10 protein-coding genes are annotated in these 12,573 nt (G+C 47.6%); 3 read left to right on the forward strand and 7 right to left on the reverse strand.

Annotation, left to right across the window (positions count from 1 at the left end):
- Nucleotides 1–89: 89 nt before the first annotated feature.
- Nucleotides 90–1,166, reverse strand: coding sequence for an LptF/LptG family permease (locus ACYVF1_RS17670; protein ID WP_461081192.1), 1,077 nt, complete (start codon nt 1,164–1,166; stop codon nt 90–92).
- Between the two features lie 102 nt (nt 1,167–1,268).
- Nucleotides 1,269–1,931: a metal-dependent transcriptional regulator gene (locus ACYVF1_RS17675; protein WP_461081194.1), complete on the reverse strand. Its 663-nt coding sequence runs from the start codon at nt 1,929–1,931 to the stop codon at nt 1,269–1,271.
- A 212-nt stretch (nt 1,932–2,143) separates the two neighbouring features.
- Between ACYVF1_RS17675 and ACYVF1_RS17680 the strand changes: the two genes are divergently transcribed.
- A complete protein-coding gene (locus ACYVF1_RS17680) occupies nt 2,144–3,478 on the forward strand; it encodes an Nramp family divalent metal transporter (RefSeq protein ID WP_461081196.1) in 1,335 nt (444 codons plus the stop codon).
- Between the two features lie 146 nt (nt 3,479–3,624).
- Here ACYVF1_RS17680 and ACYVF1_RS17685 read toward each other — a convergent pair whose 3' ends face one another.
- The 3 genes from ACYVF1_RS17685 to ACYVF1_RS17695 all read right to left on the reverse strand — a co-directional run bounded on the left by ACYVF1_RS17685 (nt 3,625) and on the right by ACYVF1_RS17695 (nt 8,288).
- Nucleotides 3,625–4,167, reverse strand: coding sequence for a T9SS type A sorting domain-containing protein (locus ACYVF1_RS17685; protein WP_461081198.1), 543 nt, complete (start codon nt 4,165–4,167; stop codon nt 3,625–3,627).
- A gap of 37 nt (nt 4,168–4,204) precedes the next feature.
- On the reverse strand, nt 4,205–6,064 hold the full coding sequence (locus tag ACYVF1_RS17690; protein WP_461081200.1) for a beta strand repeat-containing protein: 1,860 nt from the start codon (nt 6,062–6,064) through the stop codon (nt 4,205–4,207).
- A gap of 277 nt (nt 6,065–6,341) precedes the next feature.
- Nucleotides 6,342–8,288: a TMF family protein gene (locus ACYVF1_RS17695; protein ID WP_461081202.1), complete on the reverse strand. Its 1,947-nt coding sequence runs from the start codon at nt 8,286–8,288 to the stop codon at nt 6,342–6,344.
- Between the two features lie 231 nt (nt 8,289–8,519).
- Here ACYVF1_RS17695 and ACYVF1_RS17700 point away from each other — a divergent pair, with 231 nt between their 5' ends.
- Nucleotides 8,520–9,107, forward strand: a complete 588-nt coding sequence (locus tag ACYVF1_RS17700) for an RNA polymerase sigma factor (protein WP_461081204.1) — start codon at nt 8,520–8,522, stop codon at nt 9,105–9,107.
- Complete coding sequence (locus ACYVF1_RS17705) at nt 9,104–9,895, forward strand: hypothetical protein (protein ID WP_461081206.1); 792 nt, start codon at nt 9,104–9,106, stop codon at nt 9,893–9,895. The genes ACYVF1_RS17700 and ACYVF1_RS17705 overlap by 4 nt, the downstream gene beginning before the upstream one ends.
- Before the next feature lie 73 nt (nt 9,896–9,968).
- On the opposite strand, the gene ACYVF1_RS17710 is transcribed toward ACYVF1_RS17705, so the two are convergent.
- Nucleotides 9,969–11,642, reverse strand: a complete 1,674-nt coding sequence (locus ACYVF1_RS17710; protein WP_461081208.1) for a LamG-like jellyroll fold domain-containing protein — start codon at nt 11,640–11,642, stop codon at nt 9,969–9,971.
- A gap of 19 nt (nt 11,643–11,661) precedes the next feature.
- A complete protein-coding gene (locus ACYVF1_RS17715) occupies nt 11,662–12,570 on the reverse strand; it encodes a tetratricopeptide repeat protein (protein WP_461081210.1) in 909 nt (302 codons plus the stop codon).
- Nucleotides 12,571–12,573: the final 3 nt, after the last annotated feature.

Below are 12,573 nucleotides of genomic sequence, written 5' to 3' on the forward strand. Positions count from 1 at the left end.
AAGAGCGAAAGTACGGATGAAAGAGTGAAAGAAGGCGAAAAACACTCCGCTCCGGCGGCCCGGTTTCGCTGATTCACTCTTTCGCTCTTTCATCGTGGTATTGTATTGTACAGTAATACGCCGATGCCTGCAAAAATAGCGTTTGGCAGCCAAACCGCCACAATCGGATTGAGGTTGCCAGATTCGGCAATACCTTTCGCTAACATGAAGAAAAGCAGGTACGTAAACGCCAGAAAGAACCCCAGCGCCACCTGCCAGCCTACTCCTCTACGGCTTTTTCGAGCCGACATGATGACGCCAATGACGGTCAGAATAATAATGGCAAACGGACGCGTATCACGACTGTATTTCTCAAGCAGATACGTTTCCAGACCGTCGGAACCGCGACTTTGCAGCAGGGCGATGTGTTTATTCAGTTCGGGGCGGGTCAGGGTTTCGAACAGGTTGAAATCTGAATCAAAGTCATCGGGTTTCAAATTCAACGTAGTGTCGACGCGGGTGCCGGGGGTCAGTTTTTCCTGTAATCCGTTGATATCACGGATTTTATAATCGTAAACTGCCCATTTCTTCTTTTTGGCGTCCCATTCGATACGGTCGGCTGATAATTTTTGCTTTAGCTGGTTTCCTTCCACTTTCTCCAGCGTGAATCGGTAACCCGTATTGCTCTGATTATTATAGCTTTCCAGATACGCATACGTATTAGGGGCGATTTTCAGGTGCACGTTACGTCCGGAGTAGGTATAGGCATCGTTGATGTACTTGATCTCGAACGCAATACGGGTTTTGTTGGCCTTTGGGATAATGTAATTGACCATGAAATACGTCAATACGGCCAGCACAGTCGCCCCCACTACGTAGGGAAACAACAACCGAATGAAACTTACTCCGCTACTCAGAATGGCAATGATTTCAGTACGTGCCGCCAGCCGCGAGGTCAGAAACACGGTAGCAATAAACACCATCAACGGACTGATGTAGTTGGCCCAGTACGGAATAAAATTGAGGTAATAATTGAAGAAAATCTCGGAGCCCGGTGCATTGTTTTTGTGAAAATTATCAACCTTTTCGGTGTAATCAATCATCACCACCACCAGCACGATTACCAGCACTACGAAGATGTAGGTCTGAAGAAAACGCTTAAGTATATACCAATCTAAAAGCTTCATAAATCGTTAGTTGTCAGCGACAGGCCTCGACAGGCTCCGGCTGTCGGAGTCGCTAATGCGACTAACTGGTATCTACAACCGACAGCCGGAGCCTGTCGGAGCCTATTGACTCTCATCAACCAATACATTTCTAGACACTTCATGGCTGACAAAAACTGTACGACCGCTTTCGAGTTGAACCAGTAATGACTTATCGAAAGCGTTCGATTCAACCACGGTTACGACGCAACTCAGGGTCAGATTCAAATGGTCTAAATGTTGCAGAAACTCGGTTGAATGTTCCAGCACTCCCATCAGTTGAACACGATTACCAGGATTAATTTCCGAAAGTTTCTGATAACCCGTCTGAGGCATCTGCCCGGCCGAAGTCGGAATAGGATCGCCGTGGGGGTCAAACTGTGGACAGCCTAAATACGTATCTAAACGAGTCACCAACTCCTCCGATCGAATATGTTCCAATTCTTCCGCAATGTCATGAACGGCATCCCAGCCAAATCCCAGTTTTTCGACCAGAAAAACTTCCCAGAGCCGATGCCGCCGAATGATTTGCAACGCCACACGTTCGCCTTCTTCCGTGAGCCGAACGCCCTGATATTTTTTATAATGAATCAACTGTTTGTCAGCAAGTTTACGCAACATATCTGATACCGAAGCCGCTTTCGTAGCTGTCATCTCAGCCAGGGCGTTGGTGCTTACTACAGCTGACTGTCGACTAGCCAGATAGTAAATCGTCTTTAGATAATTTTCCTCGGTGAACGAATGCATAAAGCTGTACTACTTGGTAAAACAGCAAAAGAAGCGAAAACAGTTTAGCTACAAAGTTAGTTTTAATGTTAAACTTTCTAAAAATTTAGACTAGTCTAAATTTTTATTTAAATATTCCTTACATTTGTATCGTTAGTAATTCGTAACGTGGGCGGAAGCCCGCCGTATAAAGCTAACGACTATGGGCTTCCGCCCACGTTACAGATAATTCGATGGAAGTATTAAATACAATTCTAAAAGCTGGACAAGCAGAGAAGGCGGAGAAATCGCTGCCCGATGTACATGGCTCTGTGCATGTGCCTGCCAACAGTGGTTTTTTCAGAACATTATTGGCCTATTTCGGTCCCGGTCTGATGGTAGCAGTCGGCTACATGGACCCCGGAAACTGGGCTACTGATATTGCCGGTGGAGCACGTTTTGGCTATCGTTTGCTGTCGGTAATCCTGATTTCGAATCTATTTGCCATGTTGCTTCAGCATCTGGCCCTCAAATTGGGCATTGCGACGGGTCGCGATCTGGCGCAGGCTTGCCGCGATCAGTACAGTCGTCCGGTCAGCATTGGACTCTGGGTACTGGCCGAAATTGCCATTATCGCTACCGATCTGGCCGAAGTAATTGGATCGGCCATTGCCTTAAATTTACTCTTTGGATTACCGCTGACAGTTGGAATTCTGATTACTGCGCTGGACGTACTGTTGTTGCTTTACCTTCAGAATAAAGGATTTCAACTCATTGAACGCATTGTAGCCAGCCTGATTTTCCTGATTCTAGGTTGCTTTACATACGAATTAATCGTTTCGCAACCGGCTTTATCGAGCATTGTTGGTGGACTGGTACCCCGACCTGAAATCGTTACAAATCCGGGAATGCTGTACATTGCGATTGGTATTCTGGGTGCCACGGTGATGCCGCACAACCTATATCTGCATTCGAGCATCGTACAAACCCGCGATTTCAGCCGCGACGATGTTGGCCGGAAAACCGCCATTAAATTCGCTACCATTGATTCTACCGTTTCGCTGTTTCTGGCGTTCTTTATTAACGCTGCCATTCTGATTTTATCAGCGGCTACATTCCATTATTCGGGCAATCAGCACGTAGCAGACATCACGGATGCATATCGTCTACTCGATCCAATTCTTGGTGTAAAACTGGCGGGCGGCTTATTTGCAGTGGCCTTGCTAGCGTCGGGACAGAACTCTACGCTGACGGGTACGATGGCTGGTCAGATTGTCATGGAAGGCTTTCTTCATCTGCGTATACAACCCTGGCTACGTCGGCTTGTTACGCGGTTGCTCGCCATTATTCCGGCGCTGGTGGTAGCTATCCTATATGGCGAGCAGGGCACTAGTGAGTTGCTTGTGCTGAGTCAGGTAATTCTATCGCTGCAACTAAGTTTTGCGGTTGTACCGCTGGTTCAATTTACAAGTGATAAAGTAAAAATGGGCCGTTTCGTGAATCCTGGCTGGGTAAAAGTGACGTCGTGGATAGTGGCCGTTATCATCATTGGCCTCAACGGTTATCTGCTGTGGGATACAATTTCCTGATACTACGTTGCTTTTGTAGGCTGAACGGCCATGTTCGAACGAGGGTAAATTTTCACTTCCGGATGTGGCTGTTCAGCTTACAAAAAACCGGACTAACTTGTATGTTAGCCCGGTTTTAAGAGAAAGTCGAACGGTGTGTATAACTCTTAATTACCCTTTACCAAACGTATCGTTTTCTGCTGATAGCCAGCTTCCAGTCGATACAAGTACGTACCTACGGGCAAATCTTCTCCCGAAACTTCTACCTCATATTTTCCTGCTTCTTTCCACGTAGCAGTTGACGGCTGGCTCAGCACACGCCCCTGCGCATCCGTCAGCGTCAGTACAACCTGCGTCGCCTGGGGTAGTACGTATTCAATTCGGGTATTTCGTCCGAACGGATTTGGATAGGCCCGCAAACTCAATTGTGAACCGGGTTCATCAGCTTGGGCTGGTACCTGACGAATACTGGCCGAAAACACCGAACCTGCCTGCGCCACAAAACCCGGCTGCAACGTAACGGCACTACCCGCCGTGTAATTGGCACTGGCGCGGACCGCAACCTCATTACGTGCCGACAGATACGTAGCAGCATGCTGAGTTTGTTGCTGACCGACTGATACGTTCATAGTAAGCATGAGCGAGGTTTGCGCATAGGACGTACCAACTGCCAGCCCGACCAGCATTAGAATAAGCTGAATTTTTCTCATGATTTCCGGACTAACGTTTTAATGCTTTGGAACGTTGCTACAACTGATACGTAGCATTGGCCAGCCGATTCAGTTTGCGTTTCATAAGTTGATTTTCCCGTTGCATCTCGGTGCTGTGCTGATGCATTTGCTGGTTGTCTTTTTTCAGACTGATGACGTAGAGCGTCAATTCTTCTATTTTTTCCAGCAGTTTGGCGTTCATTTGTCCAAGATCGATGCCCTTCTCAACCACCTCGCCCGCGCTGGGAATACCCGGCAGATGTTTGTGTTCTTTAACGAACTGCTCCACCTCCGATAAACCACGTAGCCGATAGCCGTCTTCGAAAACTTTATCGCTCCACTCGTCGGTGTTTTTAATGGCAACTTTCACTTTTTCAGTCAATACACCTTCCTCGACGTAGAGCTTGTAGCCCGCTGGTGTTTTCGTTACGTTCGAGCCAATAATAACGGCCCCGCCTTGTGAATTTTGCAAATGCTGGCCGTTACGTTGCCAGAATGATTCCGCTGTGCCTTCCCGCGCTGAACTATTCACGCTGGCCATCACTACGTCCCCATTTTCATTGACACTCAGAAATTTATTCTGATTCAGCAACGTAGCAGGTGAACCGTTAGTGAGATTGGTGAGTCGAAGACCCGACTGGTTGGCCGTCCCTTTGGTGATTTCCAACGTATTGTTAGGAGCTGAGTTGCCAATGCCCACGCTCGAACCCGGTGCACCCAGAATGACTGAATTACTTTTGGTTACAACGGCATTGACGCCGATAGCGGTCGAATTATCGACATTGTCTCCACCGGTACGTGCCTGAAAGCCAATAAAGGTATTCTGATTACCTGCTGGATTACCCGCGAAGTTGGCGGCCCGGCCGATGTACGTATTATTTTGCCCCGTGTTGTTACTATAACCCGAACCATCGCCGATAAACGTATTACCCAGCCCCGACGTATTGTAAGAACCCGATCCATTACCAATGAACAAGTTATAACTGCCAGTATTGCTTGACCCAGCCTCGTAGCCCATAAAAAGATTGCTATTGCCGGTTGTGCCGAGCCAACCGGCTCGAACGCCGATGAATACATTGTTGCTGCCAGTTGCGTTACTTAGTCCTGCCGAAAAGCCCATATACACATTATTAGTGCCTATTGTATTAGCTCCACCAGCACTTGCTCCATTAAATGTATTTTGGTGACCAATCGTATTATTCCCCCCCGCAGCAGCACCCATAAACACATTATTGTCACCTGTGGTGTTGGCTAATCCAGCATTATACCCTGTAAATACATTCGATCTACCAGACGTATTGTTAAGTCCTGCCTGTACGCCCAAAAACACATTGTAATTACCTATAGTGTTGGCTTGTCCTGCGGCAGCGCCAAAAAATGAATTAAAAGTACCTGTTGTATTTGTATAGCCTGCGCTGGCTCCCATAAACGTATTGGAACTAGCCGTTGTATTATTATACCCCGCGTTGCCACCTACAAACGTATTGCCACTACCTGTCGTATTGGATCGACCAGCTAAAGAGCCTGTGAATACGTTACCATTGCCAGTAGCATTACCGTATCCCGCCTGACTACCCACGAATACGTTATTAAGGCCCAAGCTATTGGTATATCCCGCCTGCTGTCCTATAAATGCGTTCCCAGTACCTGCGTTATTGTTGAAACCCGCCTGATAGCCCGAAAATAAATTACCACTGCCTGTGGTGGTGTTAAGCCCCGCCTGATAACCGAAAAATGCGTTATTGGCACCCGACGTAGTATTGGCCCCCGCCGATGGACCTACCAGTGTGTTGTTGGTGCCGGGGCTAGCCGAGTTTGCCGAGTTGGCGACATAGTTAGTTTGGGCCAGTAGCGAATGACCGGCCAGTAGCGGAATCAGATAAAGAAGTTTTTTCATGAGCGTACTGTTAATGTGAGATTTAAGCGTTTGTGTGAAACTGAATCAGGGATTGATTCCTGCTTTGGTAATGTATCTGTATAGTCCCCAAAAGGTAAGTAAGCAGCACATTATTTTTTTGTGAAAAATCATTAATCATCGACGATAGCCGTTCTGAAGGCAAGTTGATTTATTGAGCGGCAGAAGAGATGCGGTAAATAAGACAAAGAGAAGAATGAAGAAGGGACGTAGCAAAACGTTACGTCCCTTACTGAACTACGACTACAAACCCATTCGATTACTTCTTATCTAATAGCTGTTTGACCAGCGCTTTTAAGGCGTCAATTTCTTTCTGGTGCTGGCTGACTTCGTTTTTCAAAGCCTGATTTTCCTTCTGCTGCTGAATACTATATAGCGTTAGTTCTTCGATCTTCTCGAGCAGCTTGGCATCCATTTTCGCTACGTCGACGCCCTTCTCAACAACTTCCTGTGCAGAAGGTACGCCCGGTAGGTGCGCGTGCTGTTGGATGTATTGCTCAACCTCATTCAACGGCCTTAGCGAATAATTCGGGTTGAATACGTAGTCACTCCAGTCAGCGGTGTTCTTAATGGCGACCTTGACTCTCTCGGTAAGAATGCCCTTGCTCACGAACAGGTTGTAATCCGATGGCGTCTTGCTGACACCCTCCCCAATAATAACTGCGTCGTTCTGAGTGCTTTGCAGAAACGAGCCTTTGCGCTGCCAGAGTGATTCACTAATTCCTTCGCGAGCTGAGCCGTTTATACTAGCCATCACTACGTCGCCCTGTTCGTTGACGGATAGAAACTTTGTTTGATTCGGCATGGCGGCTGGGGTAGAGTTGGTCATGTTGGTCAGCCGCAATCCCGATTGATTGGTTACCCCTGAAGTAAGCTCCAGCGTGTTGTTGGGGGCAGAATTGCCAATGCCTATCCGGGTACCCGGTGCCCCCAGAATAAGCGAATTGCTGGCCGTCACGACGGCGTTGACACCAATAGCGGTCGAGTTGTTAACATTGGCTCCACCCGTACCGGTCTGGAAGCCAATAAAGGTGTTTTGGGTGCCTGCTGCATTACCTGAAAAGTTAGCCGCCCGCCCGATGTAGGTGTTATTCTGGCCCGTGGCATTTCCATATCCAGAGCCATCGCCAATGAACGTATTACCCAGCCCCGACGTATTATTCTGGCCCGAGCCGTTGCCCATGAACAGGTTGTAGGAGCCGTTATTTTGCTGGCCGGCGTAAGAACCCATAAACAGGTTGCTGCTTCCGGTGGTGTTGCCCGCCCCTGCCTGCTGACCGATGAATACGTTGTAGCCGCCCGTTGTATTTTTATATCCCGCCTGATAGCCTAGGAACGTATTAAGTGTGCCAGTCGTGCTGGAGAAGCCTGCTTTGGAGCCAATGAACAGATTGTTTGATACAGTATTATTAAATCCGGCTGAATCACCGATCATGACGCTATTTTTGCCCGTGGTGTTCTTATAACCTGCTCTTGTTCCCATTAGGACATTACTGTAGCCCGTGGTGTTACTGAATCCTGTTTCAGAGCCAACAAACACATTGAGTTTACCTTCAGTATTAAAGAGCCCCGCATTTGTACCTGTAAATACATTATTATTACCCGATGTAGTATACAGTCCTGCCGAATGACCCAAGAATACATTAGAAATGCCAGTCGTGTTATTCCCACCTGCATAAGCGCCAAAAAAAGCATTATAATTACCCGTTATATTAGATAAACCCGCCTTCGCCCCCACAAATGTGTTGTCACCACCTGTCTTATTATTAAAGCCGGCATCAACTCCCATAAACGTATTGAAAACACCGGACGTATTTTGACGACCCGCACTGATCCCAACAAACGTATTAGCACCACCAGTCGTATTAGCATTGCCCGCACCGCTTCCCAAAAAAGCATTGGCATTGCCCGTCGTATTTTGTGTACCCGCCCTGTTTCCCACGAAGGTATTATCACTGCCCGTTGTATTTGCATAGCCTGTCCAGGCACCCAGAAAAACATTGGCGTTGCCCGTCGTTTGAAAACCAGTTCCCACTCCAAAAAAGGCATTATCGCTACCCGACGTAGTATTAGCCCCTGCAGATGGGCCTACCAGCGTATTATTGGTGCCAGGACCAGGCGAATTTGCCGTGTTAGCGACGTAGTTGTTCTGAGCCAGCAGCGAGTGGACAGTCAATAGTGGAATCAGGTAAAAAAGTTTTTTCATAAACGTATCGTTTTGTGTATCTGTATAAAAATGAATCAGGGCACCAACATTAGTTTTGCCTATGTATCTGCGAAGTCCTGAAAAGGTAAGTGAGTGCTACGTTATTTTTTTCTAAAAATTTTGACTTACCTTTTGCCAACATCTCCGATTCATCTCTGACGTTATCTATCGGGTTGTCCGAACACGGCTGCGATGAGCCCGTGGGTTTTATCCTCGCCAATTCCGTTACGTATGGCCACTCGATCTTTACCCATATACTCAACTGAACAGGAATTTTACGATGCGCTGAGCCGACGTAACGAACGGGCTTACCAGTTTCTGTATGCAGAGGTATGGCCTTCGTTTCGGCACTGGGTAAATACAAACAATGGTAATGACATGGACGCGGAAGACGCTTTTCAGAAAGGAATGCTCAATTTTCTGCTCAATGTCGAAACGGGAAAGTATCAGCTCCAAGCGAGTACACGTATCACGACCGTTGTTTTTGAGTATTGCAAACGGGTATGGCTCACGGAATTAGGCTCAGCCCGGATGCGCACACGTAGCACGATGACCGATACGTTCGACAGCCCGGACCTGACCGACGTAGTGAATGACCTGGAGCGAATGGACGTAGTGAATGCCGTTCGCCAGTCGCTGCATCAGCTAAAGGACGAATGCCGGAAACTCATCGAGTGGTTTTACGTAGATGAACTTTCGCTACGTGAAATCGCTGAGCGGCTAGGCATGAAAGAAACATCGGTGAAGTCGAAACGATACGACTGCGCCGAAAAATTGAAAGCATTTTACCAGAAAACCGCCAAGCAGCAAGGATTATGAAGCTGTCGGAAGAACAATACGAAATCATTGAAGCGTATCTGACGGACGAGCTGTCGGCCACCGACCGGGCATCGTTCGAAGATGATATGCAAGACAATACCGAGCTACGCGAGGAAGTGGATCGGCAACGTAGCATCCGGCTGGGGTTTCGGGCGTTAGGCATTGAACGGGCTTTGGAACAGGCAAAAGCGCACTACGATGCTACGTCATCGGCTCCAGAAACAAGTCAGTCCGTAGAACCCGTTGTTCGGCCATTAACAACCTGGCGATACTGGGCGGTAGCGGCTTCGGTGCTGCTTCTCCTTGGATTTGGTTATTACGCGTTTCAACAGACATCAGCCCGACAAGCCGAACTAGCCTATGCCGAAACGTTCGCCCCCGATTCAGGCGACCAATTGATGAAAGATTTTCCATCAGGCAGCATTTCGGCTGCTACACGTAGTGGATTTCTGGATGCGCTGAGCAGTTACAAAGCCGGGAAGTACGACGACGTAATTTCCAAGCTAGCTACGTTACCCGCCGACAAACAGACAACGTATTACAAGAATTATTTCCTGGGTTTGAGTTACTTAGCTAATAATCAGCCGGGTGGAGCCATTCCTTTACTCATTAGTGCACAGGCAACGCCATCTTTTCAACTCCGGCAAAAGGCTGAGTGGTTTCTGGCTCTAGCCTACGTGAAAAACAAAGAAAAAGAAAAAGCACTGCCCACCCTGAAACGTATCAGCAGCGAAAAAGACAATCCTTTTCACGAGTTGGCACAACGGGTGCTGCGAAAAATAGACTAATTGAAGGGCCCGACAGCCGGAGCCTGTCGGCTGTAGCTATCCTGATAGTCGCTAGCGCGACAGTCGGAGACTCTTACTGATTACGTAGCGTTTGCACTTCGGCAGGGGTCAAGGCGCGTTTGTAGATACGTATATCGTCCATCGCGCCTTTGAAATACCAGCTTACTATTTTCGGAGCGGCACCAAATCGCAATTCACCGCCGGGACATTTATCGATTCGATCGGAAGGCAAATCATTTTTCGAGGATAATAACGCCCCATCAAGGTACATACGGGCCACGTTTCCGCTATACGTGAATACCAGATGGTGCCATACATCCATCTCAATGCTGGTGGTCACCGGAAAACTTTCCCAACCTTTTCCGGGCACACAATTGCTGTTCTGTTTAATATCGGTCAGGATGGTAAGGCCGGGGCCAACGTCGTTTTCCCGCTTCAGTAGTGAACTATATACTTCATTATTACTGTCTTCGAAATTCGATTTATTGTAAATCTGCATTCGGTTTGCACCCGTGAGCGGTGCCGGTTTAATCCAGATACTAACCGAGAGCGCGTCCGGATTTAAACTACTGTTGGTGTTTTCGGGCATGTAAAAATAATCGTCCACACCGTCGAGCTGGATGGCCGAACTGGGTCTTCCTGTATGGTCTGCAACAAATACGGGATTACCCACCAATTTTACATGATTACCGAAACCACTGACATCCTGAAGCGATTGGTCGGTGAAAGCGACAGAAGCCACTAAATCCTGCGCAACGGGATCGACAGCCGTTGTAAACGTACCAACATTTCCGTAGACGAAATCTTTATTGTTGGGTTGTTTTGTAAACAGTCTGTAATAGTATTTGGTATTTGGGATCAGGTCTTTTAAGGTAATGAGATTAATACCGATTTGTGGCTTTTCAACCTTAAAATTAGGGGCATTTCCGTGTACGGGATTGGGTTGGTCTAATGAATAAACGATTCCGTAAGATTCGGCAACCGGGCTCCCCAGCGAATTTACCCGAAAATTTACGACTGCCGTCGAAATACCCGTCGCTATCGGGCCATCGATTAAAACCACCGGGTTAAAGCCAGTCCGAAACGTCTGTACCTGACTAAAACCGGGACCTTTATACGCGTTATACGCATATGCCCTGACGTAGTATTGGGTGTTTTCCTGTAAATTGGTCATTGCCAAAGGTATTGACGTATCGGCTGTCACAGGACCAGCTAATTCCAGATTCGAATCACCAACATTCGGCGTCAGGTTGTTAGTCGAATAGTAGACGCCATACCGCGTAATAGGCGCGTTACCCGTCGACGTAACTTTTATTACGGGAATAGCTGACGTATTGAAGAAATTGGTAACTGGTTCCAGCGCTACGGTAGGCAAAACAGCGCTTGTCACTACGATGTCCTGCTGAAGCACTTTTATATCACCACAAGTGTTCGTCAGGGTCGCTTTGATAGTGTACGTATTGGATGGCGGGTTCGTTTCCGGGTAGGTATAAGTAGTCGACAAACCAGTTGTAACCGTAGTGCTCGTACTTTTATCGCCAAAACTCCACTCTACCTTATCGATTGTGCCGCTATTTTCAGCAATTGAAAACTCTGCTCTCAACAAATCCATTTTTACATTGAGTATACCCGATGGGGGTTTGCAATCACGCTGCGACTTACGCATCGGAAGCTCCCAGGTTTCGCAACTCCACAGGATGCCCGCCAGCATAGCCATACAGCCAAAATAGATAAGAAATTTTTTCATGTTGATGGTGTGCATAAAATCAAAACGAGTACCCCAGGGCCAGCCCGGCAGACTCGGAAGAGGGTTTCCAGTACATTGCCCTGTTTTTCGATTTGGGCTTATGAATGAGTAAATACGCTTCGGCAATCACAGCCACAGCCGCTACGCCAACGCATGCTTTGAATAAACCGTTATTTTTTCGGGCAGCTTCGGCCTCCTTATAAGCATCGTCGTACTGACTAAACGTAATGCGATCGGCAATCTCACCGCTATTTAATGGGTCAGCAGATTGACTGATCCGGTTCAACGTAGCAAGCTTCGCGTTATAGTCGCTCTTTAGCACGATGGCGTAAACCCCTGCCCCAACGGCAACAGCACCCGCCAGTATTTTCAGGCCAATACGTTTGGGCACGGGATTCAGAATGTCGTCAACAGTTCGAATCTGAATCAGGAGGGTCTCCCGCTTGGTGGCCGTGGCGTATTTGAGAGCTTCCCTGTAATTATTCTTAGCCGCTATGTACTGCTGCTGATTGAACAACTGATTGCCTTGACGCTCGTAGTAATCAGATAACTGACCCCTTGTAAGGGCATCGTCGGGGTTCAGATTTATCAGCTGAATCAATAGCTGATTAGCCTCTTTACTTTTTCCCGCCCGTAAAGCGTCATCAGCCTGCCTACGTAGCGAAATTCCGGTTGCGCACTCATCGCGCTGGCTTTTGGCGTAAGCATCGTTCTCAAAACCAGGCACTTCGAGGCAGTTTTGGTATTGCCGACGCGCTTCGGTGTATTTTCCTTCTTTAAAGAGATCATCCGCCCGTTTTTTATAACGCTCGTATTCATCATCAACGACCCGAGCTCCGGTAGCAACCTGACTCATAACACGGGTTGAGGGCATGGCTGCCAATAAAATCAGGAGAAAAAAAATGTATCGGTGTAGTGGTTTTGTCATATT

Source organism: Spirosoma flavus, assembly GCF_054778555.1.